This window comes from Pseudomonas kuykendallii (assembly GCF_900106975.1).
Lineage (GTDB): Bacteria > Pseudomonadota > Gammaproteobacteria > Pseudomonadales > Pseudomonadaceae > Pseudomonas_O > Pseudomonas_O kuykendallii.
In genome coordinates, this window is sequence record NZ_FNNU01000005.1 from 187,654 (window position 1) to 213,923 (window position 26,270).

General features: G+C 67.3%; 15 protein-coding genes. 6 read left to right on the forward strand and 9 right to left on the reverse strand.

What is annotated here, in order from left to right:
• Positions 1-146 precede the first annotated feature (146 nt).
• The 4 genes from BLV15_RS16760 to BLV15_RS16775 all read left to right on the forward strand — a co-directional run bounded on the left by BLV15_RS16760 (position 147) and on the right by BLV15_RS16775 (position 7,161).
• Entirely contained in the window at positions 147-1,064 is a 918-nt protein-coding gene (locus tag BLV15_RS16760) for a LysR family transcriptional regulator (protein WP_090230784.1), read from the forward strand.
• A gap of 174 nt (positions 1,065-1,238) precedes the next feature.
• Positions 1,239-2,462 (forward strand): multidrug efflux RND transporter periplasmic adaptor subunit MexE, encoded by a 1,224-nt coding sequence (mexE, locus tag BLV15_RS16765; protein WP_090230787.1) that lies wholly within the window; start codon positions 1,239-1,241, stop codon positions 2,460-2,462.
• A 134-nt stretch (positions 2,463-2,596) separates the two neighbouring features.
• Positions 2,597-5,773: an efflux RND transporter permease subunit gene (locus BLV15_RS16770; RefSeq protein ID WP_090230789.1), complete on the forward strand. Its 3,177-nt coding sequence runs from the start codon at positions 2,597-2,599 to the stop codon at positions 5,771-5,773.
• On the forward strand, positions 5,770-7,161 hold the full coding sequence (locus tag BLV15_RS16775) for an efflux transporter outer membrane subunit (RefSeq protein ID WP_090230792.1): 1,392 nt from the start codon (positions 5,770-5,772) through the stop codon (positions 7,159-7,161). The genes BLV15_RS16770 and BLV15_RS16775 overlap by 4 nt, the downstream gene beginning before the upstream one ends.
• A 298-nt stretch (positions 7,162-7,459) precedes the next feature.
• Here the strand turns inward: BLV15_RS16775 and BLV15_RS16780 are convergent, their stop codons facing one another.
• Entirely contained in the window at positions 7,460-7,897 is a 438-nt protein-coding gene (locus BLV15_RS16780) for a PACE efflux transporter (protein WP_090230795.1), read from the reverse strand.
• 132 nt (positions 7,898-8,029) lie between these two features.
• Here BLV15_RS16780 and BLV15_RS16785 point away from each other — a divergent pair, with 132 nt between their 5' ends.
• Complete coding sequence (locus BLV15_RS16785; protein WP_090230797.1) at positions 8,030-8,917, forward strand: LysR substrate-binding domain-containing protein; 888 nt, start codon at positions 8,030-8,032, stop codon at positions 8,915-8,917.
• A gap of 107 nt (positions 8,918-9,024) precedes the next feature.
• Here BLV15_RS16785 and BLV15_RS16790 read toward each other — a convergent pair whose 3' ends face one another.
• The 6 genes from BLV15_RS16790 to BLV15_RS16815 all read right to left on the reverse strand — a co-directional run bounded on the left by BLV15_RS16790 (position 9,025) and on the right by BLV15_RS16815 (position 19,733).
• Positions 9,025-10,497: an efflux transporter outer membrane subunit gene (locus BLV15_RS16790; RefSeq protein ID WP_090230800.1), complete on the reverse strand. Its 1,473-nt coding sequence runs from the start codon at positions 10,495-10,497 to the stop codon at positions 9,025-9,027.
• A complete protein-coding gene (locus tag BLV15_RS16795) occupies positions 10,494-13,598 on the reverse strand; it encodes an efflux RND transporter permease subunit (RefSeq protein WP_090230802.1) in 3,105 nt (1,034 codons plus the stop codon). Before BLV15_RS16795 ends, BLV15_RS16790 begins: the two co-directional genes overlap by 4 nt.
• A gap of 19 nt (positions 13,599-13,617) precedes the next feature.
• Positions 13,618-16,719: an MdtB/MuxB family multidrug efflux RND transporter permease subunit gene (locus BLV15_RS16800; protein ID WP_090230805.1), complete on the reverse strand. Its 3,102-nt coding sequence runs from the start codon at positions 16,717-16,719 to the stop codon at positions 13,618-13,620.
• Positions 16,716-18,044, reverse strand: a complete 1,329-nt coding sequence (locus BLV15_RS16805; protein ID WP_090230808.1) for an MdtA/MuxA family multidrug efflux RND transporter periplasmic adaptor subunit — start codon at positions 18,042-18,044, stop codon at positions 16,716-16,718. The genes BLV15_RS16800 and BLV15_RS16805 overlap by 4 nt, the downstream gene beginning before the upstream one ends.
• A 162-nt stretch (positions 18,045-18,206) precedes the next feature.
• The gene (gene tpx / locus BLV15_RS16810) at positions 18,207-18,707 is read right to left on the reverse strand and encodes a thiol peroxidase (RefSeq protein WP_090230810.1); all 501 of its coding nucleotides are present in this window, start codon (positions 18,705-18,707) and stop codon (positions 18,207-18,209) included.
• Positions 18,708-18,818: 111 nt separating this feature from the next.
• Positions 18,819-19,733 carry a LysR family transcriptional regulator gene (locus BLV15_RS16815; protein ID WP_090230812.1) on the reverse strand — a complete coding sequence of 305 codons (915 nt, stop codon included), beginning with the start codon at positions 19,731-19,733 and terminating at the stop codon, positions 18,819-18,821.
• Between the two features lie 109 nt (positions 19,734-19,842).
• On the opposite strand from BLV15_RS16815, the gene BLV15_RS16820 reads away from it, so the two are divergent.
• On the forward strand, positions 19,843-20,838 hold the full coding sequence (locus tag BLV15_RS16820) for an aldo/keto reductase (protein WP_090230814.1): 996 nt from the start codon (positions 19,843-19,845) through the stop codon (positions 20,836-20,838).
• Positions 20,839-20,864: 26 nt separating this feature from the next.
• Here the strand turns inward: BLV15_RS16820 and BLV15_RS16825 are convergent, their stop codons facing one another.
• Together BLV15_RS16825 and BLV15_RS16830 are read right to left on the reverse strand one after the other, a co-directional pair.
• Positions 20,865-24,539, reverse strand: coding sequence for a translocation/assembly module TamB domain-containing protein (locus BLV15_RS16825; protein WP_090230817.1), 3,675 nt, complete (start codon positions 24,537-24,539; stop codon positions 20,865-20,867).
• Complete coding sequence (locus BLV15_RS16830) at positions 24,536-26,263, reverse strand: autotransporter assembly complex protein TamA (RefSeq protein ID WP_090231075.1); 1,728 nt, start codon at positions 26,261-26,263, stop codon at positions 24,536-24,538. Before BLV15_RS16830 ends, BLV15_RS16825 begins: the two co-directional genes overlap by 4 nt.
• Between the last annotated feature and the right edge of the window lie 7 nt (positions 26,264-26,270).

Consider the following 26,270-nt stretch of genomic DNA (forward strand, 5'->3'; position numbering starts at 1 on the left):
GGTCATGCCTGGCAGTGATTCGGTGTGCCGGCAGGCTGCAAAAAAGCCTTCAAATCCAGGCCCGGCTGAGTAAGATGCCGAAACGAAAAAAACGCCCGGCGTACGTCCGGGAGCCCCGCCTAGACCCCGTGCCGCGAGTGAAGGGAATGAACCGCAACGACTTGCGTCGCCTCGACCTCAACCTGCTGATCGTCTTCGAGACGCTGATGCACGAGCGCAGTGTGACCCGCGCCGCGGAGAAGCTGTTCCTCGGTCAGCCGGCGATCAGCGCGGCGCTTTCCCGCCTGCGCAGCCTGTTCGACGACGCCTTGTTCGTGCGCACCGGACGCAGCATGGAGCCGACCGCGCGGGCGCAGGAAATCTTCGCCCTGCTCTCGCCGGCGCTGGATTCGATTTCCACTGCGGTCAGCCGTGCCAGCGAGTTCGAGCCGTCCACCAGCAACCTGGTGTTCCGCATCGGCCTCTCCGATGAAGTCGAGTTCGCCCTGCTGCCGCCGCTGCTGCGCCGCATCCGAACCGAGGCCCCCGGCGTGGTGCTGGTGGTGCGTCGCGCCAACTACCTTCTGATGCCGAACCTGCTGGCCTCGGGCGAGATTTCCGTTGGCGTCAGCTACACCGACGAGCTGCCGGCCAACGCCAAGCGCAAGGTCCTGCGCCGCAGCAAACCCAAGGTGCTGCGCGCCGACTCGATTCCCGGCCCGTTGACGCTGGAGGATTTCTGCTCGAGGCCGCACGCGATGGTCTCGTTCGCCGGGGACCTCAACGGCTTCATCGACGAGGAACTCGAACTGGTCGACTGCAAGCGCCGCGTTGTGCTCGCCGTGCCTCAGTTCAACGGCCTGAGCACGCTGATCGCCGGCACCGACATCATCGCCACCGTGCCGGACTACGCCGCCGACGTGATGGCCGCCGGTGGCGGGCTGCGCGTCGAGCCGTTGCCGTTCGACAGCACCCGCTCCTTTGAACTGTCGATGGCCTGGCGCGGCGCCCAGGACAACGACCCGGCCGAACGCTGGCTGCGTTCGCGCATCCAGATGTTCATCGGCGATCCGGACAGCCTCTGACTGGCAACCGCGGACGATTCGACGCGCGCGGAAACACCTGTGACGGAACTATCGATATCGCGAGATGTATCCATCAGCCATATCGATAATCACATTCGGCTCGTTCGATTCGCCTAGCCGTGGCCCCCGAAGCAGACTCCGCTCCATTCAGCAATCGTCTGGCGGAGCAACCCTATGGAACAGTCAATCAATTCACTCTGGCGTCTGCCGCTAAGCCTCGCGGCTCTGCTGGTATTGACTGCCTGTGGCAAGAACACGGAAACCGCCCAGCAGATGCCGGTGCCGAAAGTCAGCGTCGCCGAGGTGATCGAACAGCCGGTCAACGAGTGGGACGAATTCACCGGTCGCCTGGAGGCTCCCGAGTCGGTGGAAATCCGTCCGCGCGTTTCCGGTTACGTCGACAAGGTGGCCTTCGAGGAAGGCTCGCTGGTGAAGAAAGGCGACCTGCTGTTCCAGATCGATCCGCGCCCCTTCCAGGCCGAGGTCGAACGCCTGCAGGCGCAACTGCAACAAGCCCGCGCCGCGCTGAGCCGCGCCGAGAACGAAGCCCGTCGCGGCGACCGTCTGCGTCAGAGCAACGCGATTTCCGCCGAGCTCGCCGACGCCCGCACCAGCACCGCTGCCGAAGCCAAGGCCGCGGTCGCGGCCATCCAGGCGCAACTGGATAACGCCCGCCTTGACCTCGGTTTCACCCGTGTAATCGCGCCCATCGACGGTCGTGTCGGCCGCGCCGAGATCACCGCGGGCAACCTGGTCAACGCCGGTCAGTCGCTGCTCACCTCGCTGGTCTCGACCGACAAGGTGTATGCCTATTTCGACGCCGACGAACGCGCCTTCCTCAAGTATTCCGCCCTCGCCCGCAGCCGCGGCGCCGATACCCGCGATGCCAGCCCGGTCTACCTGGGCCTGACCAGCGAAGACGGCACCCCGCATCTGGGCCAGCTGGACTTCCTCGACAACCAGGTCAACCCGCGCACCGGCACCATCCGCGGTCGCGCCGTGTTCGACAACAAGGACGGCCAGTTCACCCCGGGGCTCTATGCACGGCTCAAGCTGGTCGGCAGCAACACCTACGACGCCATGCTGATCCAGGATGTCGCCGTGGGCACCGACCTCGGCAAGAAATTCGTCCTGGTGCTCGATGCCGACAGCAAGGTCGCCTACCGGCCGGTCGAGCTGGGCCCCAAGCTGGAAGGTCTGCGGATCGTCCGCAAGGGTCTGGAAAAGGGTGAGCGGATCGTCGTCAACGGCCTGCAGCGGGCATTCCCCGGTGCACCGGTGGACCCGGAAACCGTGCCGATGGCCAGCGAGCAGACGCTCTCCGCGCTGAAAGAGCAACGCGAAGCCCTGGCCCAGCGGCCAGGCAAGCCGGAAGCGCTAAAGGTCAGCCTGAAGTAAGCCGTTCTGCCTCTCTTCGGAGAGGTCCGGACGGGTCGCCCGTCCGATAACCACCTGGAATGCCTCCACCCGTTCTCTCGATCCGAGGGGCCGGGGAACGGCTGTGCCTGTTCGTTCCACAAAGGAATACCCCGATGAACTTCTCCCAGTTCTTCATCCAGCGGCCGATCTTCGCCGCGGTGCTGTCGCTGATCATCCTGATCGGCGGCGCCATCTCGCTGTTCCAGCTGCCGATCAGCGAGTACCCGGAGGTCGTGCCGCCCACCGTGGTGGTGCGCGCCAACTTCCCGGGCGCCAACCCCAAGGTGATCGGCGAAACCGTCGCCGCACCGCTGGAACAGGCGATCACCGGCGTCGAAGGCATGCTCTACATGTCGTCCCAGGCCACCGCCGACGGCAAGATGACGCTGACCGTGACCTTCGCCCTCGGCACCGACCTGGACAACGCCCAGGTGCAGGTGCAGAACCGCGTGACGCGGACCCAGCCCAAGCTGCCCGAGGAGGTCACCCGGATCGGCATCACCGTGGACAAGAGCTCGCCCGAGCTGACCATGGTGGTCCATCTGACCTCGCCGGATGACCGCTACGACATGCTCTACCTGTCGAACTACGCGGTGCTCAACGTGAAGGACGAACTGGCCCGCCTCGGCGGCGTCGGTGACGTGCAGCTGTTCGGCCTTGGCGAGTACTCGCTGCGGGTGTGGCTGGATCCGGCCAAGGTCGCCCAGCGCAACCTGACCGCCACCGACGTGGTCACTGCGATTCGCGAGCAGAACCGCCAGGTCGCCGCCGGCCAGCTCGGCGCGCCGCCGTCGCCCGGCGACACCAGCTTCCAGCTGTCGGTGAACACCCAGGGTCGCCTGGTCAGCGAGGAGGAGTTCGAGAACATCATCATCCGCAGCGGCCCGAACGGCGAGATCACCCGCCTGCGCGACATCGCACGGGTCGAACTGGGGTCCGCCCAGTACGCCCTGCGTTCGCTGCTGGACAACCAGCCGGCCGTCGCCATCCCGATCTTCCAGCGTCCGGGCTCGAACGCCATCGAGGTGTCCAACCAAGTCCGCGCGAAGATGGCCGAGCTGAAGAAATCCTTCCCGCAGGGTATGGACTATTCGATCGTCTACGACCCGACCATCTTCGTTCGTGGTTCCATCGAGGCGGTGGTGCACACGCTGTTCGAAGCGCTGCTGCTGGTGGTGCTGGTGGTGATCCTGTTCCTGCAGACCTGGCGTGCCTCGATCATCCCGCTGGCCGCCGTGCCGGTCTCGCTGATCGGCACCTTCGCGGTCATGCACATGTTCGGCTTTTCGCTCAACGCGTTGTCGCTGTTTGGCCTGGTGCTGGCGATCGGCATCGTGGTGGACGACGCCATCGTGGTGGTGGAAAACGTCGAGCGGAACATCGGTCTCGGGCTGAAACCGGTTGAAGCAACCAAGAAAGCCATGGGCGAAGTCACCGGGCCGATCATCGCCACCGCGCTGGTGCTGTGCGCCGTGTTCGTGCCGACCGCGTTCATTTCCGGCCTCACCGGGCAGTTCTACAAGCAGTTCGCGCTGACCATCGCCATCTCGACGATCATCTCGGCGTTCAACTCGCTGACCCTCTCGCCGGCCTTGGCCGCGGTGCTGCTGCGTGACCACGATGCGCCGAAGGACCGCTTCTCGCGTGTCCTGGACACGATCTTCGGTGGCTGGCTGTTCCGTCCGTTCAACCGCTTCTTCGACCGCGCCAGTAACGGCTACGTCGGCACCGTGAAGCGCGTTTTGCGCGGCAGCGGCATCGCCCTGGTGGTCTACCTCGGGCTGCTCGGCCTCGGCTGGGCGGGTTTCGCCAGCACGCCGACCGGTTTCGTGCCGCAGCAGGACAAGCAGTACCTGGTGGCCTTCGCCCAGTTGCCCGATGCGGCGAGCCTCGACCGCACCGAGTCGGTGATCCGCAAGATGTCCGAGCTGGCGCTGAAGAACCCCGGCATCGACCACAGCGTTGCCTTCCCCGGCCTGAACATCAACGGCTTCACTAACAGCCCGAACAGCGGCGTGGTGTTCTTCGCGCTCAAGGATTTCGACCAGCGCAAGGACCCTTCGCTGTCCGCCGCCTCGATCGTCGCCGACATGAACGCGCAGTACGCCGGGATTCAGGACGCCTACATCGCGATCTTCCCGCCGCCGCCGGTCATGGGCCTGGGCACCATCGGTGGCTTCCGCCTGCAGGTGCAGGACCGCGGCAACCTCGGTTACGACGAGCTGTATAAGCAGACCCAGAACGTCATCAACAAGGCCCGTCAGCTGCCTGAACTGGCGCCCATGTCGGTATTCTCCAGCTATCAGGTGAACGTGCCGCAGGTCGAGGCCGCGATCGACCGCGACAAGGCCAAGACCCACGGCGTGGCGATCAGCGACATCTTCGACACCCTGCAGGTCTACCTCGGTTCGCTGTACGCCAATGACTTCAACCGTTTCGGCCGGACCTACCAGGTCAACGTGCAGGCCGAGCAGCAGTTCCGCCTCGAGCCTGAGCAGATCGGCCAACTGAAGGTGCGCAACGACCGTGGCGAGATGATCCCACTGTCCAGCTTCGTCAAGGTCGACGGTACCTCCGGTCCCGACCGGGTCATGCACTACAACGGTTTCGTCACCGCCGAGATCAACGGTGCACCTGCGCCGGGCTACAGCTCCGGCCAGGCGGAAGCGGCGATCAGTCGCCTGCTCAAGGAGGAGCTGCCGATCGGCATCACCTACGAGTGGACCGACCTGACCTACCAGCAGATTCTCGCCGGCAATACCGCGCTGTTCGTCTTCCCGCTCTGCGTGCTGCTGGCGTTCCTCGTGCTCGCCGCGCAGTACGAAAGCTGGAGCCTGCCGCTGGCGGTGATCCTGATCGTGCCGATGACGCTGGTATCGGCGATCAGCGGGGTGATCCTCTCCGGTGGCGATAACAACATCTTCACCCAGATCGGATTGATCGTACTGGTGGGCCTGGCGTGCAAGAACGCGATCCTCATCGTCGAGTTCGCCAAGGACAAGCAGGAAGAAGGCATGGACCGCATGGCGGCGATCCTGGAAGCTTGCCGCCTGCGTCTGCGGCCGATCCTGATGACCTCCATCGCCTTCATCATGGGTGTGGTGCCGCTGGTGCTTTCCTCCGGCGCCGGCGCCGAGATGCGCCACGCCATGGGGGTCGCGGTGTTCTCCGGGATGCTCGGCGTGACCTTCTTCGGCCTGCTGCTGACCCCGGTGTTCTATGTACTGATCCGCGCCTTCGTCGAGAAGCGCGAGGCCCGCAAGGCCCGTTCGCAGGAGCTGCACGCATGAAAGCGATCTTCGCCCCTACCCTGCTCGTCCTGGCGCTGAGCGCCTGTGCGGTGGGCCCGGACTACAAGGCGCCGCAGACCGAGGCGGCGCTGGTCACCGCCGCGCAGAGCACTGACTATGACCACAGCCGTTTCGAGGCCGCCTGGTGGCAGCAGTTCGAGGACCCGATCCTCGATTCGCTGGTCACCGAGGCGCTCGGCCAGAACCGCGAGCTGCGCGTCGCCTTCGCCCGCCTCAAGGCGGCCCGGGCGATCCGCGACGACGTCGCCAACGACAACCTGCCCACCGTCACCAGCCGCGCCAGTTCGGAAGTCGGCAAGGCGCAGCAGCCGGGCCAGACCACCGACCGGGTCAACGTCGAGCGCTACGACCTGGGCCTGGACATGGCCTGGGAGGTCGACCTGTTCGGTCGTATCCAGCGCCAGCTGGAAGCCAGCGAAGCGCAGATCGAGGTCTCCGAAGCGGAGCTGTACCAACTGCAGGTCAGCCTGATCGCCGAACTGGTGGATGCCTACGGCGACCTGCGCGGTGCCCAGCTGCGCGAGCAGATCGCCAGCGACAACCTGAAGAACCAGCGCGCCTCGCGTGGCGTCACTGTCGATCTGCGCGACGCCGGCGTCGGCAGCGAGCTGGACGTGCTGCGTTCCGATGCGCGGGTCGCCGCCGTCGAGGCCAGCCTGCCGGTGCTGCAGGCCGAACAGGTCCGCGCGCGCAACCGCATCGCCACCCTGCTCGGCGAGCGTCCTGCCGAGCTGACCGTCGACCTCTCGCCGAAGAAGCTGCCGAGCATTTCCAAGGCGCTGCCGGTGGGCGATCCGGCCGAGCTGCTGCGCCGCCGTCCGGACGTGCGTGCAGCCGAGCGCCAGTTGGCGGCCTCCACCGCCAACATCGGCGTGGCCACCGCGGACCTGTTCCCGCGGGTCAGCCTGTCCGGGTTCCTCGGCTTCACCGCCGGGCGCGGCTCGCAGATCGGCTCCAGCGCGGCGCAGGCCTGGGGCCTCGGCCCGACGATCACCTGGGCGGCCTTCGACCTCGGCAGCGTGCGTGCCCGTCTGCGCGGCGCCAAGGCCGACAGCGAAGGCGCGCTGGCCAACTACGAGCAGCAGGTATTGCTGGCGCTGGAAGAGTCGGAAAACGCCTTCAGCGACTACGGCAAGACCCAGCAACGCCTGCTCGCGCTGATCCGCCAGTCCGAAGCCAGCCGCGCGGCGGCCGAGCAGGCCGGCATTCGCTACCGCGAAGGTACCGTCGACTTTCTCGTGCTGCTGGACGCCGAACGCGAGCGCCTGGCCGCCGAAGACGCGCAGGCGCAGGCCGAGATCGACCTCTATCGCGGCATCGTTTCCATCTACAAGGCCCTCGGCGGCGGGTGGCAACTGCAGGGCTGATCGAGCTCCTCCGAGCCGGCTGCCCCTGGCCGGCTTTTTCCAACCTCACGGATACCGCTCCTGGCCGTGGGGTTTTTTTTGGCCTGGGAAAAGGTGAAGCCTGTTGGGCGTAACCCGGTGCGCGCGGCGCACCCTACGGGCAGCGGAGAGACAGACGTAGGGTGCGCATGCGCACCAGCGACCACTTCGTATGGCGCGGTGCGCGCGGCGCACCCTACGGGCAGCGGAGAACCGGACGTAGGGTGCGCCATGCGCACCAGGGGACCACTTCGCATGAACCGGTGCGCGCGGCGGACGCTCAGGCACACCCCGGCACGGCGCGCGCCGAATCCGGCACGCCGAACAGGCGGTCGAAACACCACTGGAAGACGAACGCGTAGACGAAGAAGAACGCCAGCAGACCAATATCGGTGAACAGCGCGGCGACCAGGCTGATCTCCAGCCACCAGGCCATCACCGGGACCAGCAGCAGGGTCAGGCCGCCCTCGAAACCCAGCGAATGCAGCAGGCGCCGGCGCAGGGTGCGTTCGCGACTCGGCTGGCGCGCTTCCCAGCGCTCGAACAGGGCGTTGAACAGCATGTTCCAGGACATCGCGATGGACGACAGCATCACCGCCAGAATCCCCGAATAACTCATGCTGCGGTCGAAGGCGAGCGCGATGGCGGGCGACACGAAACCCATCGCGCAAAGCTCGTAAAGCAGCGCCTGGACGACCTTTCGTTTGGTGCCTTGCATGATTTCATCTCCATGTTCGGTGCGGCGCGGCGAAGTAGCCGCGCTCATGGACCTGACTCTATGCGGGCGGTGCGCGAGGGACAAATGAGCTGTAGTCTCTTCAGGTGAATTTAAATCATCCGAGGGATTGCTGTGTTCGCCCGCTTGCCGCTCACCGCACTGCGCACCTTCGAGTCCGCCGCGCGTCTTGCCAGCTTCAAGGGCGCCGCCGAGGAGCTCTGCGTCACGCCCACGGCGGTCTCCCACCAGATTCGTGCGCTGGAGGAACTGCTCGGGGTGTCGCTGTTCGAGCGCCTTGGCCGGCGCGTCAGCTTGAGCGCCGACGGCGAGCGCCTGCAGCGCAGCCTGCACGGCGCCTTTCTGGAGATCAGCCGCAGCCTGGAAAGCTTCCAGCCGGTGGGCCGCGACGACAGCCTGAGCCTGACCACCACCCCGGCGTTCGCGGCGCTCTGGCTGATCCCCCGCCTCGGCCGTTTCTACCGCACGCATCCGCAGATCCGCGTGCGCATCGAGACCAGTAATGGCCTCGCCGACCTGCAGCGCGATGCCAGCATCGACCTGGCGATCCGCTGCGGCTTCGAGGAATTTCCGCAGTTGCTGCGCTTCCCGCTGATGAGCGAACACTTCTGCGCCTACGGCACGCCGCAGTTGCTGGCGAGCCTGCCGGAAGCCGGGGTGGAGCTGATCAACGTGGCCTGGACCACGCCGCAGGTCGGTGAGCTGCCGAGCTGGGAAGACTGGAACGCGGCCATCGGCGAGGACTGGGTGGCACAGGCCGCGCGGCGCGATTACCCGGACGAGCACTATGCGCTGCAGGCGGCGATCTCAGGCCAGGGGCTGGTGCTGGCCAGCTCGGTGCTGGCCTCGGACAGCGTCGCCACCGGCCTGCTGCAGCCCTATCGCAGCGACGTCACCCTGCCCGGCCCGCAGTACCGCGCGGTGTGCGTACCCGGAAGGGAGCGGCAACCGGCGGTGCAGGCGTTCCTGCGCTGGATCGAAAAGGAAGCGGCAGCGGACTGAAGTGGGGATCGTGGCTGAAGTGCGGAGGGTGGGCTGAAGCCCACCCTACGGTTACTCGGGTATGTAGGGTGGGCTTCAGCCCACCGCTGCCCCGCAGAGGTTTCCCGTTACTTCGCCGCCGGCTCTTCGCTCAACTGGGCCGAACTCCAGCCGCCGCCCAGCGCGGCGATCAGTTGCACGCTGGCGGTAAGCCGGCTGCCCAGCAGGGTCAGGTTGGTGCGCTCGTTGGACAGCGTGGTGGCCTGCACGCTGACGACGTCGTTGTAATCCACGGTGCCGGCCCTGTACTGGTTTTCGATCAGGCGCAGGGATTCGCGGGCGGCGTCGAGGGCCTCGCGCTGGTAGCCGGATTCGCGCTCGAGCACCTGCAGCTGCACCAGGTAGTCCTCCACCTCGCGGAAGCCGTCGAGCACGGCCTGGCGGTACTCGGCGACGGTCTGGTCATAGCCGGCGCGGCTGCGTTCCAGCTCGGCGGCGCGGGCGCCGCCGTCGAACAGGGTCAGCGCCAGGGACGGACCGAGCGACCAGAAGCGGTTCGGCACGTTGATCCAGTCGGCGAAGCTGTCGTTGCGGTAGCCGCCGTTAGCGGACAGGCTCAGGTCGGGGAAATAGGCGGCCTTGGCCACGCCGATCTGCGCGTTGGCGGCGATCACGCTGCGCTCGGCGGAGGCGATGTCCGGGCGCCGCTCGAGCAGTTCCGAGGGCAGTTCCAGGGGAACCGCCGGTAGTTGCGGAATCGACTCGCGCACGGCGATGGAAAACTCCGCCGGCGGCGCGCCGGTCAGCACGGCGATGGCGTGTTCCAGCTGCGCGCGTTGCCAGTCGAGGTCGATGGACTGCGCCTGGGTACTTTTCAACTGGGTCAGCGCCTGGCTGACGTCGGACTTCGGCACGATGCCGGCGTTGTACTGGTTCTGGGTCAGCCGCAGCGAGCGCTGATAGGCCGCCACGGTGGCATCCAGCAGGCGTTTCTGTTCATCCATCACGCGCAGTTGTAGGTAGTTCTGCACCAGTTCCGATTGCAGGCTCAGGCGCGCCGCCGCGAGGTCGGCGAGGCTCGCCTCGGCGCTCGCGCGGTCGGCCTCCAGCCCACGGCGCAGGCGGCCCCAGACGTCCAGTTCCCAGCTCACCCCGAGATTCGCGTTGTAGCTCTTGGAGATGCCGCCGCCGCCCGAGCTGGTGATCACCGAACCGTCCGAGGTGCGCACCGTGTTGCTGCCGCCGCCTTGCCCCGAGCGGGTCATGCTGGTGTTGGCCGACAGCGTCGGGTAGAACGCCGCCCGTGCGCTTTGCACCAGGGCGCGCGCCTGGCGGTAGGCGGCCTCGGACGCAGCGACGTTCTGGTTGGAGACGTTGAGCTTCTCCACCAGCGTGTTCAGTTCGGCGTCGCCATACAGCTCCCACCAGGCGCCCCGCTCCAGCGCATCCGCTGGCGCCGCGGCTTTCCAGCCCTGCGCCTGCTTGAACTGTACCGGGGTGTCCACGGACGGCCGCTGGTAGTCCGGCCCCAGGGCGCAGCCGGACAGCATCACGAACAGGGCGAGCGCGACGGGAGGAAGCGGCAGGTGCGAATGGCTCATAGCGGAGTATCCAGGGCGGCATCGGTACGCACGCCGCGCCAGCGGTTGAAGCGGTGGCGCAGGCGGTCGAGGGACAGGTAGACCACCGGGGTGGTGTAGAGGGTGAGGATCTGGCTCAGCACCAGACCGCCGACGATGGTGACACCCAGCGGCTGGCGCATTTCCGCGCCCTCGGTGCCGCCGATCAGCAGCGGCAAGGCGCCGAGGATCGCCGCCAGCGTGGTCATCAGGATCGGCCGCAGGCGCAGCAGGCAGGCCTGGCGGATCGACTCCGCCGGCGACTGTCCCTCGCGCTCCAGTTGCAGCGCGAGGTCGATCATCATGATCGCGTTCTTCTTGACGATGCCGATCAGCAGGAACAGGCCCAGCAGCGAGATCAGGCTGAACTGGCCGCGGATCAGGATGATCGTCAGCAGCGCGCCGACCCCGGCCGACGGCAGCGTCGAGAGGATGGTCAGCGGGTGGATGTAGCTTTCGTAGAGGATGCCGAGCACCAGGTAGACCAGTACCAGCGAGGCCAGGATCATCCACGGCTGGTTCTGCTGGGTGCTCTTGAAGGCGTCGCCGGCGCCGCCGAGGCGGCCGATCACTTCGGTGGGCATGCCGATCGCCGCCACCGCTTTGTCGATGGCGACGGTGGCCGCATCCAGGCTGACGCCCGGCGCCAGGTCGAAGGAAATCGCTTCCGAGGCGAACTGGCCCTCATGGTTGACCCGGTCGTCCGCCAGGCTGTTGGAGTAGCTGGCCACCGCCGACAGCGGCACGCGCCCACCCTCCGCGGTGATTAGGTAGACCTGTTCCAGGGTCTTCGGGTCCTGGGCGTATTTCGGGTTGACCTCCATCACCACCTGGTACTGGTTGAGGCTGTCGTAGATGGTGGAAATTTGTCGCTGGCTGTAGGCGTTGTTCAGCGCGGCGCTGACCATCGCCATGTCCACGCCCAGGCGCCGGGCTTCGTCGCGGTTGACCTGCAGGGTCACCTGCTGGGTGCCGCCGCCGTCGTTGGCGTCGATCGCGGTCAGTTCGGGCAGCGCCTTGAGCGCCGCCGCGACCTGCGGCAGCCATTTGCGCAGCAGGCTCAGCTCGTCGGTCTGCAACAGGTACTGGTACTGCGAACTGTCCTGCTCGCGCGAGCCGCCGAACATCAGGTCCTGGTCCGCCATCAGCATCAGCCGGCCGCCGGGCACCTTGGGCATGTTCTTGCGCAGCCGCTCGATGACCTGCTGCGCGGACAGCGAACGCTCCTTCATCGGTTTCAGGCGGACGATCATGAAGGCGTTGTTGGTCCCGCCGTTGCCGCCGATGAATCCGGCGACGCTTTCCACCGCGGGGTCCTTGAGCAGCGAGCGGCGGAAGGTCTCCATCTTCGGCTGCATGACGCTGAACGAGAGGCCGTCGTCGCCGCGGATGAAACCGGTCAGCTGGCCGGTGTCCTGCTGCGGCATGAAGGTCTTCGGCACCGCGACGTACAGGTAGACGTTGAGCACCACCGTGGCCAGCAGGCTCAACAGCGTCAGCTTCGGATGGCGCAGCACCCAGCCCAGCGTGCGGTCGTAGAAGCGCACCAGACGCTGGTGCTGCGCCTCGCTCCAGCGTTGCAGGCGGCTTTGCCGCGCCGGGTCGTGGGGTTTCAGCCAGCGCGCGCAGAGCATCGGCGTGAGCGTCAGCGAGACCACCAGCGAGACGATGATCGCCGCCGCCAGGGTGATCGAGAACTCCTTGAACAACTGGCCGACGATGCCGCCCATGAACAGAATCGAGACGAACACCGCGACCAGCGACAGGTTCATCGACAGCAGCGTGAAACCGACTTCCTTGGTGCCCAGCAGCGCCGCGCGAAACGGCGGCTCACCGTTGTCGATGTGCCGGGCGATGTTCTCCAGCACGACGATGGCGTCATCCACCACCAGCCCGGCGGCGAGGATCAGCGCCATCAGCGATAGGGTGTTCAGCGAAAAGCCGGCCAGGTGCATCACGGCGAAGGTGCCGATCAGCGACACCGGCACGGCCAGCGCCGGAATCAGCGAGGCGCGCAGGTTGCCCAGCGACAGGAAGACCACCAGGATCACCAGCGCCACGGCGATCAGCAGGGTGCGCTCGGCTTCGTGCAGGGTCGCGCGGATGGTCGCCGAGCGGTCCATCGCCAGGTTCAGCTTGACGCTCGCCGGGAGCACGGCCTGCAACGCCGGAAGCTGGTCCTTGATCGACCGGATGGTCTCGATGATGTTCGCCCCGGCCTGCCGGTTGACCACCAGCAGCACGGCCGATTCGTCGTTGTAGAAGCCACTGTTATAGCGATCCTCGACGCCGTCGCTGACCTTCGCCACGTCGCGCAGGCGCAGCGCCGCGCCGTCCTGGTAATGGATGATCACCGGCTCGTAGTCGGCGGCGCGCTCGAGCTGGTCGTTGGCCTGGATCTGCCAGTTGTGCTGGTCGTTCTCCACCGCGCCGACCGGCCGCCGCACGTTGGCGGCGGTGATCGCGTTGCGCACCTCGTCGAGGGAAACGCCGTACTGGTAGAGCAACTGCGGTTCCAGTTCGACGCGCACCGCCGGCAGCGAGCTGCCGCCGATCTGCACTTCGCCGACGCCGGTCACCTGCGACAGGCTCTGCGCCAGGATGGTCGAGGCCAGGTCGTACAGCTGGCCCTTTTGCAGCACGTCGGAGGTCAGCGAGAGCACCATGATCGGCGCCTGCGAGGGGTTCACCTTGCGGTAGGTGGGCATGCTGCGCATGCCGCTGGGCAACAGGTTGCGCGAGGCGTTGATGGCCGCCTGTACGTCGCGCGCGGCGCCGTTGATGTCCCGGTCCGCCTCGAACTGCAGGATGATCCGCGTCGAGCCCTGGCTGGTCCGGCTGGTCATCTGGGTGATGCCGGCGATGCTGCCGAACGAGCGCTCCAGCGGCGTGGTGACGCTGGACGCCATGACCTCCGGGCTCGCCCCCGCCAGGTTGGCCTGCACGGTGATCACCGGGAAGTCGATCTGCGGCAGCGGCGCCACCGGCAGCAGGCCGAAGCTCAGGCTGCCGAGCAGGAGGATCGCCAGGCTCAGCAGCATGGTCGCCACCGGCCGGCGGATGAAGGGCGCGGAGAGGTTCATCGCAGGATCATCGACGCGTTCATGCCGGAACCTCGCCCTCTTCGTCCCGCGGCCGGCGGAAGCGCGTGGCCAGGCGGTCGAAGTACAGGTAGATCACCGGCGTGGTGAACAGCGTCAGCACCTGGCTGACCAGCAGCCCGCCGACCATCACCAGACCCAGCGGCTGGCGCAGTTCCGCGCCCGAACCGCTGGCGAGCATCAGCGGCACCGCGCCGAACAGCGCCGCCAGGGTGGTCATGAGGATCGGTCGGAAGCGCAGAAGCGCGGCCTGGTAGATCGCCGCTTCCGGCGCCATGCCCTGGTTGCGTTCGGCGTCGAGGGCGAAGTCGATCATCATGATCGCGTTCTTTTTGACGATGCCGATCAGCAGGATGATGCCGATGATTGCGATCAGTCCGAGGTCGTTGCCGGTCAGCAGCAGCGCGAGCAACGCGCCGACACCGGCCGACGGCAGCGTCGAGAGGATGGTGATCGGATGCACGTAGCTCTCGTAGAGCACGCCGAGCACGATGTACATGGTCACCACCGCCGCCAGGATCAGCAGCAGGGTCGACGACAGCGAGGCGCGGAAGGCCTCGGCGGCGCCCTGGAAGCGGCTCTGCACGCCGGCCGGCATGCCGATTTCCTGCTGGGTGCGCTCGATCACTTCGACCGCCTTGCCCAGCGATACGCCGTCGGCGAGGTTGAACGACAGCGTGCTGGAGGGGAACTGGCCGATGTGGTTGATCACCAGTTGCGCCTGCCGCTCCTCGATCCGCGCCAGGCTCGACAGCGGCACCTGGGTGCCCTCCCGGGTGGCGACGTGGATCTGCCCCAGCGCCTGCGGGCCGATCTGCTCGCCGGCGGCCGCCTGCAGCACCACGCGGTACTGGCTGGACTGGGTGAAGATGGTGGAAATCTGCCGCTGGCCGAAGGCGTCGTAAAGCGCATCGGTGATCGCGCTCATGTTCACCCCGAGCCGGCTGGCGAGGTCGCGATCGACGTTCAGGTAGACCTGCAGCCCTTTGCCCTGCAGGTCGCTGGCGACATCGGTGAGTTCGGGCTGGCGGCGCAGCGCGTCCACCAGCTTGCCGTTCCATTCGCTGAGCAGCTCGGTGTCCGGGGACTCCAGGCTGAACTGGAACTGGGTGCGGCTGACCCGATCCTCGATGGTCAGGTCCTGGACCGGTTGCAGATACAGGCGAATGTCGCTGAGCCGCGCCAGCTTCGGTTGCAGGCGCTCGATCACCTGGGTGGCGCTGACGTCGCGCTCGGCGTGCGGTTTCAGGTTGATCAGCAGACGACCGCTGTTCAGCGTGACGTTGTCGCCGTCGACGCCGATGTAGGACGACAGGCTGGCGACCGCCGGGTCCTCGAGGATCAGCCGCGACAGCTCCTGCTGGCGCTCGCTCATGGCGCGGAACGACACCGACTGCGGCGCCTCGGAAATGCCCTGGATGACCCCGGTGTCCTGCACCGGGAAGAAGCCCTTGGGCACCGCCAGGTAGAGCACCACGGTCAGGCCGAGGGTGGCCACGGCCACCATCAGGGTCAGCGGCTGATGCCTGAGCACCCAGCGCAGGCCGCCGGAATAGCGCTCGATCAGCCAGTCGATCCAGGCACCGCTGGCGTGGTAGAAACGGCCCTGCTCGGCTTCCGGCGGTTCGCGCTTGAGCAGCCGTGCGCACATCATCGGCGTCAGCGTCAGCGAAACCATCAGGGAAATCAGGATCGCCACGGCCAGCGTGATGGCGAATTCGCGGAACAGCCGGCCGACCACGTCGGCCATGAACAGCAGCGGAATCAGCACGGCGATCAGCGAGAAGGTCAGCGAGATCAGGGTGAAACCGATCTGCCGCGCGCCCTTCAGCGCCGCCTGCAGGGGCGAGTCGCCCTCCTCCACGAATCGCGCGATGTTCTCCAGCATGACGATGGCGTCGTCCACCACGAAACCGGTGGCGATGGTCAGCGCCATCAGCGTCAGGTTGTTCACCGAGAAGCCGGCGAGGTACATCACGCCGAAGGTGCCGACCAGCGACAGCGGCACGGCGATCGACGGGATGATGGTCGCCGAGAAGCGCCGCAGGAACAGGAAGGTGACCATCACCACCAGTGCGATGGACAGCAGCAGTTCGTGCTGCACGTCCCTGACCGCCGTGCGCACGGTCTGCGTGCGGTCGGTGAGCACGACGACGTCGAGCCCCGAAGGCAGGGTCGAGGTGATCGCCGGCAGCAGCGCCTTGATCCGGTCGACTACCTGGATGACGTTGGCGCCGGGCTGGCGCTGGATGTTGATCAGCACGGCCTGGTTCTGGTTGGCCCAGGCGGCGAGGCGCTCGTTCTCCGCGCCACTGACGACCTCCGCCACGTCGCGCAGGCGCAGCGCGGCGCCGGCGTTGTAGCCGAGGATCAGGTTGGCGTACTCCTCGGGCGAGCGCAGCTGGTCGTTGGCATCGAGCATCGAGGTGCGCGTGGGGCCGTCGAAGTTGCCCTTCGGCTGGTTGACGTTGGACGAGGTGATCAGCGTGCGCACGTCGGACAGGTTCAGCCCGGCGGCGGCCAGCGCCTGCGCGTTGACCTTCACCCGCACCGCCTGGCGCTGGCCGCCGGCGAGGCTGACCATGCCGACGCCATTCACCTGGGAGAGCTTCTGCGCCATGCGCGTATCGACCAGGTCGTGCAGCTTGGGCAACGGCATGGTCTTGGAGCTGACCGCCACGGTGAGCACCGGGGTGTCGGCCGGGTTGACCTTGTTGTACACCGGCGGTGCCGGCAGGTCGTTGGGCAGCAGGTTGCTGGCGGAGTTGATCGCCGCCTGCACTTCCTGCTCGGCGACATCCAGGTCCATCGCCAGGCTGAACCGCAGGGTGATCACCGAGGCGCCGCCGGAGCTGGTCGAGGACATCTGCGCGAGCCCCGGCATCTGCCCGAACTGGCGCTCCAGCGGCGCGGTGACCGCGCTGGTCATGACGTCCGGGCTGGCGCCAGGGTACAGCGTGAGGACGCGGATGGTCGGGTAGTCCACCTGCGGCAACGCCGACACGGGCAGCATGCGATAGGCGATCAGCCCGGCGAGGAGGATCGCCAGCATGCTCAGCGTGGTGGCGACCGGACGCAGTATGAACAGCCGCGAAACGTTCATCGGGCGTCTTTCGCCGCCGCGTCGGGCGTGCCCGCAGGGGCTTTCGGCGAGCCCTGCAGTTGCTCGCTGGGTGAGGTCGGCATGGCGTCGCTGTCATGCACCACTAGCACCTTGCTGCCCTCGCGCAGGCGGTCGGTGCCTTCCAGCACGACGCGGTCGCCACTGGCCAGGCCTTCGAGGATCACCGTGTTGGCGCCGTCGTTGGGGCCGACCTTGAGAGTGCGGATGGTGACCTTGTCATCGCCGTCCATGACGTAGGCGAAGGAGCCGGCATTGCCGAACTGCACCGCCGGGGTCGGCACCAGAACCACGTTGCGCAGCGTGTCTGCGAGTACCCGCACGTTGACGAACTGGTTGGGGAACAGGGTTTCCTTGTCGTTGCCGAAGCGCGCCTTGAACTTCAGGGTGCCGGTGGTGGTGTCGATCTGGTTGTCCAGGCTCTGCAGCACGCCTTCGGCCTGCAGGCGGGTTTCGGCGCGGTCCCAGGCCTCGACGCGGAGCTTCTCGCCGGAGCGGAAGCGCTGGACCACCGTGGGCAGCTCGTTTTCCGGCAGGGTGAAGGCGACGCTGATCGGCTGCGTCTGGGTGATGGTCACCAGCGAGGTGGTGTCGCTGGAGCCGACCAGGTTGCCGACGTCGACCTGGCGCAGGCCCAGGCGCCCGGAGATGGGCGCGCGCACGTTGGTGAAATCGAGGTTCAGCTTGGCCTGGTTGACCGCCGCCTGGTTGCCCTGCAGCGTGCCTTTGTACTGATTGACCAGCGCTTCCTGGGTGTCCAGCGTCTGCTTGGCGATGCTGTCTTCGGCATACAGCCCGCGGTAACGGTCGTAGTCGATCTGCGCGTTCTTCAGCTGCGCCTGGTTTTCCGCCAGGGTGCCCTTGGCCTGCTGCAGGGCGATCTGGTAGGTGCGTGGGTCGATCACCGCCAGCAGGTCGCCTGCCTTGACCTTCTGCCCTTCCTCGAACGCCACCTTGACCAGTTCGCCATCGACTCGGCCGCGCACGCTCACTGTGTTCAGCGCGGTAACGGTGCCGAGCGCCTTGTAGTAGACGGGAAAGTCACCCTGCCGGGCGGCAGCCACGCGTACCGGGGTCGGCTCGTTGTTGAACAGTCCGCCGCCCGGACCTCCCATGCCGCCGGGACCGCGGCCGACGCCGGCACCGCCGGGGCCCCGGCGGCTGGTGTGCTGCGCCGCGTCGGTAGACGTGGAGCTGGCGGGCCAGAATTTCCAGGCCACGGCGGCCAGCAGCAGGAGGACGACGATACCGATCAGCCAGGCGCGCGGGCGACGGTAAAACGCGGGGGGCGGCGTTTGCTCGGACATGAATAGGATTCGGAATTTGAAGGAGCCTGAACGATAAGGACTGTTGCCCCCGATGCAAAGGCTCTTTACCGCCTATTTACCCTTTACTTACCTCTCCAAGTGTATGAGGCACAAACAAAAAACGGCCCGCCGCAGCGGACCGTTCGGTCAGCTTTCGGCGGATCAGGCAAGCACGCCGATGGCCGCCTGGTAGTTCGGCTCCTGGCCGATCTCCGGAACCAGCTCGCTGTGCAGCACCTGGTCGTTCTCATCCAGCACCACCACCGCGCGAGTCGCGAGGCCCGCCATCGGACCGCTGGCGATGGCGACGCCGTAGTCGCGGAGGAACGCCTGGCCGCGCAGGGTCGACAGGTTGACCACGTTCTCCAGCCCTTCGGCGCCGCAGAAGCGCTTCTGCGCGAACGGCAGGTCGGCGGAGATGCACAGCACCACGGTGTTGTTCAGCTTGCTGGCCTCGGCGTTGAACTTGCGTACCGAGGTGGCGCAGGTAGGCGTATCGACGCTGGGGAAGATGTTCAGCACCTTGCGTTTGCCTGCGAAGGCTTCGAGGGTCACGTCGGCGAGGTCGCCATTGACCAGGCTGAATGTGGGCGCGGCCTGGCCGACCTTCGGCAGTTCGCCGTCGATGTCCACGGGGCTGCCGCGGCGGGTCACTTGGGGCATGGGAGGTTTCCTTCTTGTGGGGAGGATGGAGCGTTCAGTAAATCATGCCCGCGCGCGAATGTGGCAGGTCGCGCTGCCGGGAAAGCGTCCGCTTTCGCCTGTTTTCAGCCGTCAGCGGTCAGGCCCTGCCATCCAGTCGGGCTGCTCGAACAGCTCCACCAGCCAGTCGACGAACACCCTCACCCGCCGCGACAGCTGGCGATGCGGCGGGTAGACCACGCTCAGCGGGTACACCGGCGGGCGGCAATCGGCGAGGACTTCCACCAGGCTGCCGGCGCGCAGTTGTTCGGTGACGTGGTAGACCGGCACCTGGATAAGGCCCAATCCTGCTTCGCAGGCGGCGACGTAGGCATCCGCCCCGTTCACCGCGATCTGCGCCGGCAGACGCCGCGTCTGCGTTGCGCCGGCGACCTGGAACTCCAGCTCGAAGCGCTGGCCGCTGGAGCCGATGAAGTCGATGGCGCGATGATCGTCGAGTTGCGCCAAGGTGCGCGGCACGCCACGGGCGGTGAGGTACGCCGGGCTGGCGCAGGTGACTTGCGTCAGCTGCGTCACCGGCCGGGCCACCAGCCCCGGGTCCAGCGGCGCACCGCCGCGCAGCACGCAGTCAACGCCTTCGCGGATGAGGTCGAGGGTGCGGTCCGAGGTGCCCACTTCCAGCTCGATCTGCGGGTAGCGGCTGCAGAACGCCGGGATTCGCGGGATCACCACCAGCCGCGCCAGCGAATGCGACAGGTCGATGCGCAGCTTGCCTCGGGGGTTGCGCCGCGCCTCGGAAAACGAACCCTCGGCGTCGTCCAGATCCGCCAGCAGGCGCACGCAGCGCTCGTAGAACTCGGCGCCATCCACGGTCGGGCTGACCTGGCGGGTGGTGCGCTGCAGCAGTTGCACGCCGAGGTGGCTCTCCAGTTGCCTGATCAGTTGGCTGCTGGACGCCGGAGCCAGCCCGAGGCTTTCGCCGGCACGGCCGAAGGCGCCCATCTCGACGATGCGAGTGAACAGCTGCATCGCGAGAAAGCGGTCCATTACCCATCCACTATGTAGAAATTACGAATAGTGAATACGTTTTCGGCAGGTTTATCCAGCCAGGAGTGAGGCAGACACTGGACCGACATTTCCCACGGAGAACCCCTCAATGAAGACTCGCCAACTGGGCCACGACGGCCCGCAGGTTTCCGCCATCGGTCTCGGCTGCATGGGTATGAGCGATTTCTACGGCGCCGGACGCGACGAAGCGGAATCCGTCGCCACCCTGCACCGCGCGCTGGAACTGGGCGTCAGCCTGCTCGACACCGCCGACATGTATGGGCCGTTCAGCAACGAGGAACTGATCGGCAAGGCAATTCGCGGCAAACGCGACCAGGTGTTCCTCGCCAGCAAGTTCGGCATCCTCCGCGACCCGGCCAACCCGGCGCTGCGCGGTGTCAGCGGGCGCCCGGAGTACGTGCGCTCCTCCATCGAAGGCAGCCTCAAGCGTTTGCGCGTCGACCACCTCGACCTCTACTACCAGCACCGTATCGATCCGCAGGTGCCGATCGAGGAAACCGTGGGCGCGATGGCCGCGCTGGTGAAGGAAGGCAAGGTGCGCTACCTGGGCCTCAGCGAGGCGTCGGCGGCGACCCTGGAGCGCGCCCATGCCGTGCACCCGATCAGCGCGCTGCAAAGCGAGTACTCGCTGTGGACGCGCGACCCGGAAAGCAACGGCGCGCTGGCGGCCTGTCGGCGCCTGGGCATCGCTTTCGTGCCCTACAGTCCACTGGGACGGGGCTTCCTCACCGGCGCCCTGACCTCGCCTGAGGACTTCGCCGAAGACGATTACCGGCGCTTCAGCCCGCGCTTCCAGGGCGAGAATTTCGCCCGCAACCTGCTGCTGGTGGAGAAGGTGAAGGCGTTGGCCGAAGCCCGGGGCGTGACGCCCTCGCAACTGGCCCTGGCCTGGGTCCTGGCCCAGGGCGACGACCTCATCCCGATTCCCGGCACCAAGCGGCGCAAATACCTGGAAGAAAACGTGGGCGCGCTGGACGTCGTGCTGAGCGCGGCCGAACGGGCGCAGATCGACGCGATCTTCCCGGCCGATGCGGTGGCCGGCGGGCGCTATCCGGAACAGGTGATGAAGATGCTCGACGTTTAAATGGCGTCCTGGACGCACGTGTCCAATCAGAAATCGCGCTTGTAGAACAGGTCCAGCGAGCTGGCCAGCCCGCTGGCGACTTCGAGGTACAGCCGCCTGGTCAGTTCGTAACGCAGCGCCACGGTGTTCGCCGGCTCGAACACGCCGACGCCGTAGCGCAGGCTGAGGCGATCGGTGAGGCTGCCGCTGGCCACCACGCTGGTGGTGTTGCCGGTGCCTTCGGTGTCGAGCTGGAAGTTCTCGATGCCAAGGTTGCGCGCCAGGCCGCCGGTAATCGAGGCGCTCTGCGCCAGGCCCAGACCGAGCGCGGCTTCGGCGAGCATGTTGCTGTCGCCACTGTCACCGCCCAGCGGACGCCCGAGCACCAGGTAGGACAGCGCCTGCTCCTGGCTCATCGCCGGTTCGGAGAACACCTCGCTGCGCGGCGCCGAGGCACTGCCGGTGAGGCGGATGCCGGCGGTGACATCGTCGACCACGCGCACCGCCTCCACGTCGAGATAGGGCTGGTCGATCGGCCCGGTGAACAGCAGGCGCGCGCGGCGGATGGTCAGGCGCTGGCCGTAGGCGCGGTAGCGGCCCTTGTTCAGGCTCAGCTCGCCCCGCGTGTCGAGGTTGTCGCCAACGTGTATCTGCCCCGCCAGTTCGGCATTCAGGCCAAAGCCGCTGAAGGTCAGCTTGTCTTCGCCGACCGCCACGTCGACGTTCATCCGCAGCGCCGGCGATGCGCCCTTGACCGGCGCATCCGCGCCGACGATTTCGGCGTCCGCCGATACCTTCACGGTGGACGGCGGCAGCTCGCGAACGATGATGCTGCCGCGGGGCACCCGCACCTTGCCACGGAGCGCCAGTTGCTCGCCATCGAAGGCGACCTGCAGGTCGGGCGCCACTTCCAGATCGGCATAGGGCGCCACCGATACCGGCAGACGATCGCCCCGAATGCGCAGGTCGAGGTCCAGCGCACGGCTCCAGTCCAGCGATCCGCTGATGCTGCCCTGCCCTTCGCGCCCGGCACTCCAGTCGCCGCTGAGCTGCAGGTTCTCGCCGGCGATCAGCGCCTGGGCCTGGAGGTTCTCCAGGCGCGTCGGCAGCTCCGCCCCGGACACGTGGCCGCCGCGCAGTTGCAGGCGACCGTCGATGCGCGGCTCCTGCAGATCGCCGGACAAGGTGCCGGAACCGTCCAGATAGCCTTCCAGGCGCTCGACCATGGGCACGAACGGCCGCGCCACCGACAGGTCGAGGCCACTGAGGGAAAACTCTCCGCGCAGCGGTTTGTTTGCCGCCCGAGGGTCGATGCGTGCGTGCAGCGAAAGCTCGCCCAAGGGCCCGCCGGCAAAACTCACCTGGGTGTCTACCCGGCTGGGTTGCAGTTGGCTGTCCAGGCTCAGCTGCCGGTAGGGAAAGTCCGCCCAGTCGTCGCCATCGCGCACGCGCAGGGTGCCATTGCCGGCGTCGACGAGGATGTGGCCGCTGGGGCCGGCAGCCGGCAGGTCGAGCAGCAGGTCAGCGTTCAGCTTGCCCTTCCAGGCGAAGTCTTCGGGGAGGAACTGCGCCAGCCCCTCGAGGGCGAAATTGCGCAGGTGATAGCGCAGTCTGGGTTCCGGCATCAGCCGCTGTTCCTCGCCGCACAGGCTGGCGTCGCCATAGGCCCAGCAGTGCGCGCCCAGCTCCAGGCGGCCATCGGCGCGACGTTCCAGGCGTGCGGGCGTGCGCAGCGTCCAGGTCTGGCCGCCGGCGGCGACTTCGCCTTTGCCGAGCTGGCCGCGCCAGTGCCAACCCTTCGTCCCATCGCCATCCAGGCGCCCGGACAGGCCAAGCGCGGTACGCAGCAGCGGGCCGACCAGGCTCAGGTCGAGGCGCTGATCCTTGCGATCGCCCTGCCCGGTCAGGCGCAGATCGCCCAGCGCGGTGTCGCCGGAGTGGATATCGCGGGCGTTCAGCGTCAGCGTGCCGCGCTGCGCCGCATCGAGCGTCGCCGCCAGATCCAGCGCGGCCAGGCGGCGGTCGCCGAACGACAGCGTCTGCCCCTTCAGCGCCAATTGGCCTTGGGGGGCGGCGAGGCTGCCGGCCAGGTCGAGCGTGCCGTTCAGAGCGCCCTGCAGCTCGGGCCACAGCTGGCCCAGACGCGGCAGATCGAGCGCAAGTTGCCCCTGCAAGCGTTGATCCAGCTGACCCTTGCCGCGTACCTGGTTGTCGCCCACACGCAGGTCGAGGTTGGCCAGGTTCCAGCGCTCGCCGGCGCCCTCCGCGGCGAGTTGCAGCCGGGTCGTCTGCCCGCGCAGCCGGCCGTCCAGTCGCAGCTCGGCGTTCAGTGCCAGTTCGCCATTCGTCAGGCTGCCTTCGCTGCGCAGCGGGCCGGCCAGGCTACCGGGCAGCTCGGCGAGCCAGTAGGACGGATCGAACCGGTCGAGCTGCAGCGCCGCCTTCCAGGCGATGCCCTCGGCGAAGCCGAGGTTCAACTGCCCTTCGGCGTTGCCCTGCCCGGCCACCAGGCGCAGTGAAGGCAAATTCAGCTGTTCGAGGTCGCCGCTCAGCGGGCTGCTGAGGCTGAAGGGCCCCGCCGGCCCCAGCAGCTCGGCGGCGAAATTGCCCAGGTAACTGCCGTTGTCGTAATGCAGATCGCCCTTGAAGGTCTTCAGCGCGACCGGCGGTTCGTCGATCTCGGCATACAGCCGGCGCCAGGGGAAATCCTGCCAGTCGATGTGCGTGTCGGCGATCAGCCCTTCGCGCCAGTCCAATTCGCCCGTCAGCGCCAGGCGCTGCTCCGCGCTCGCGGTGAGGTCGAGCGCCTCGATACGCGCGCCTTCGGCGGTGACCCGGCCGCTCAGGCCTAGGCTCATCGGCCGCTCCTGCGCCGGCAGCCGGGCGTTGCCGAGCACCCGGTAACCGTCGGACAGATCGCCTTCGGCGGTCAGCTCCAGCTCCTCGAGGGTCAGGGTGTCCGGCAACTCTTCGTTGGCCTTGAAACGCGGCACCACCAGCCGCAACCGGGCCGGAAGGTGCTCAATCAGCGGGCTCACCCGCCCGTCCAGCCGGCCCTGCAGGTAGCCGTTGCTGTCGGCGTGCAGGCTTAGTTCACGTTGCAGGTCGCCATCGACGGTGATCGCCAGCGTCCACGGCTGCTCACCCGGTGCCGGCAGCGACAGCGAGCCCTCGGCCTTCAGCGACCAGTCGCCGGTGGGCGTGAGCAGGCCTTGCAGGTGCAGGGAAAGTGCATCGCGCTGCACGCTCAGCGAGTCGATGCGCAGCCCCTCGCCGGTCCATTGCCCGGCCAGACGCAGGCCGCGCAATTCTTCCTGTCCGTCCAGCAGCAGGCTGCCGATCTGAACCTCGCCCAGACGCAGGGACAGCGGCAGGCTGATGTCCGGCAATCCACCCGGGCCTTCTTCGTCGTCTGTGGACGGCGGCAAGGCGAGGATCACCTGCCCGGCGACCACCCGGTCCAGGCACAACGTCAGGCGCAGCAGGCAGCCCGGCGACCAGTCCAGCTGCGGTGCGACCAGCTCCACGCGCCGTTCGCCCTGCGTCCACACCAACCGCTCGGCTCGCCAGGCCCCGCCGAGCCGGCCGTTGAAGCCCTGCACCTGCAAGCCCGGCACCTGCGCCAGCGCCCAGCGGCTGCCGGCCTGGCTGCCGAGCAGCAGCGTCAGGCCCAGCACCGGGAGCAGCACCAGGGCGAGCACTCCCCAGCCGACGCGCCTCACAGCTCGGGGCCCATGGAAAAGTGCAGGCGCACGCCGCCGTCGCCGTCCAGCGGATGCGCGAGGTCGACGCGCAACGGCCCCACCGGCGAGACCCAGCGCACGCCGAAGCCGACGCCGGTCTTCAGCGACGGCAGCTCAAGCGATGAGAACGCGTTGCCCTGGTCGACGAAGGTCGCGATGCGCCAGCGATCGGCGATCGCGTACTGGTACTCGAGGCTGCCGGCGATCATGTAGCGACCGCCGATGCGGTCGCCGTCGGAGTTTTCCGGCGAGAGCATCTGGTAGTCGTAGCCGCGCACGGTCTGGTCGCCACCGGCGAAGAAGCGCAGCGACGGCGGAATCGCCTTGTATTCGTCGGTGTAGTTGCCGCCCAGTTGCAGACGCCCAAGGAAACGGTGCTTGTCCGCCAGCGTGGTCAGGCCCTTGATCGCCCCTTCGACATGCACCAGGTCGGCGTCCGACAACAACCCGTCCTTGGCCGCCGACACATCGAACTGCAGGCGATAGCCGTGGCTGGGATCGAGGCGGTTGTTGCTGCGCAGCAGCGAGTAGCTGGCGCCTGGCATCAGCAGCGTGCTCAGCCCGGAGTCGTCGCCCAGGCGGTATTCCTCGCGTTGCCACTTCACCGAGAGCACGCGCGTCCAGCCGCTCGGTCGCAGGCTGTGCCATTCCGGGCCGATTGTGAGCAGGCGGCTCAGCGAGTCGGTGTCGGCCAGCTCCTCGTACTGATAGCCGGCGGCCAGGCGCAGTTTGTCGGTCAGGGGCGCCTGGCCCGGAATGTCGTACCACAGGCCGACGTTCTGCCGCGGCGCCGAAAGCTCCAGCTCGGCGCCGTAGCTGTGTCCCTGCGGGTTCACCCAGTGGCGCGTCCAGTTGATCTTGCCGCGCGGGCCGACGTCAGTGGAGTAGCCAAGGCCCACGCCGAAGGTGCGCGGCTTGCGCGTGGTCAGCCGTACATCCACCGGGATCTGCTCGTCGCGTGCCTGCTCGGGCGCGGCGTCGACGCGCACGGCATCGAAATAGCCGCTGGTCTGCAGCGCCTGGTTCAGCTCGGCGATCAGTTCGGAGTCGTAGGGATCGCCTCGTTTGAACGGCACCAGGCGTTGCAACAGGTCCTCGGACAGCGGCGCATCGCCGCCGAACTTGACCGCGCCGAGCCGGTAACGCGGGCCGCTGTCGTAGATCAGTTCGATATCGGCGAAGCCCTCGCGCGGGTCGATCAGCAGCTTCTGCCGGATGAAGCGGCCGCTGAAGAAACCGAAGCGCGACGCCTGGTTCTCGATGAGCTTCTTCGCGTCTTCGTAATGGCCGTGGTCGAGTATCGCGCCGGGCTTGAGCATCTCGCGGTCGGGCGAGCGAAAGCTGGCCAGCTGCGCGGCCGGGCCTTCGATGCGGACGCTGACGTTGCGCAGTCGCACCGGCTCGCCCGGCTGCACGGTGAGCACCAGGCGCGGCGGCTGGCGTTGGTCGACTTCGCTGTCGATCTGCGCGTTGTAGTAGCCAAGGGCTTGCGCGGCCTGCTGTGCCTGGGTTTCGGCGACCCGCGTGAGCTGTTCCAGCGCCTGCCGGTCACGGCCTTCCAGGCTGCCGACATAGCCCTGGATATTGCCGCGAAGCTTCGCGTTGTTCGGCTGCACGCGCACGTCCAGCTGCTCCTGCGCCAGCACCGAAGTGCTGAGCAGCGAGCAGAACGATAGGCAGAAGCTGAAGCTGGATCGGGACATCATGGGC

Excerpts from the sequence above, each read along its gene's own strand:
- BLV15_RS16795 (WP_090230802.1), bottom strand. The coding sequence starts at position 13,598 with ATGAACCTCTCCGCGCCCTTCATCCGCCGGCCGGTGGCGACCATGCTG.
- tpx (WP_090230810.1), bottom strand. The coding sequence starts at position 18,707 with ATGCCCCAAGTGACCCGCCGCGGCAGCCCCGTGGACATCGACGGCGAA.
- BLV15_RS16820 (WP_090230814.1), top strand. The coding sequence starts at position 19,843 with ATGAAGACTCGCCAACTGGGCCACGACGGCCCGCAGGTTTCCGCCATC.
- mexE (WP_090230787.1), top strand. The coding sequence starts at position 1,239 with ATGGAACAGTCAATCAATTCACTCTGGCGTCTGCCGCTAAGCCTCGCG.
- BLV15_RS16800 (WP_090230805.1), bottom strand. The coding sequence starts at position 16,719 with ATGAACGTTTCGCGGCTGTTCATACTGCGTCCGGTCGCCACCACGCTG.
- BLV15_RS16780 (WP_090230795.1), bottom strand. The coding sequence starts at position 7,897 with ATGCAAGGCACCAAACGAAAGGTCGTCCAGGCGCTGCTTTACGAGCTT.
- BLV15_RS16775 (WP_090230792.1), top strand. The coding sequence starts at position 5,770 with ATGAAAGCGATCTTCGCCCCTACCCTGCTCGTCCTGGCGCTGAGCGCC.
- BLV15_RS16805 (WP_090230808.1), bottom strand. The coding sequence starts at position 18,044 with ATGTCCGAGCAAACGCCGCCCCCCGCGTTTTACCGTCGCCCGCGCGCC.
- BLV15_RS16815 (WP_090230812.1), bottom strand. The coding sequence starts at position 19,733 with ATGGACCGCTTTCTCGCGATGCAGCTGTTCACTCGCATCGTCGAGATG.
- BLV15_RS16770 (WP_090230789.1), top strand. The coding sequence starts at position 2,597 with ATGAACTTCTCCCAGTTCTTCATCCAGCGGCCGATCTTCGCCGCGGTG.
- BLV15_RS16790 (WP_090230800.1), bottom strand. The coding sequence starts at position 10,497 with ATGAGCCATTCGCACCTGCCGCTTCCTCCCGTCGCGCTCGCCCTGTTC.
- BLV15_RS16830 (WP_090231075.1), bottom strand. The coding sequence starts at position 26,263 with ATGTCCCGATCCAGCTTCAGCTTCTGCCTATCGTTCTGCTCGCTGCTC.
- BLV15_RS16760 (WP_090230784.1), top strand. The coding sequence starts at position 147 with ATGAACCGCAACGACTTGCGTCGCCTCGACCTCAACCTGCTGATCGTC.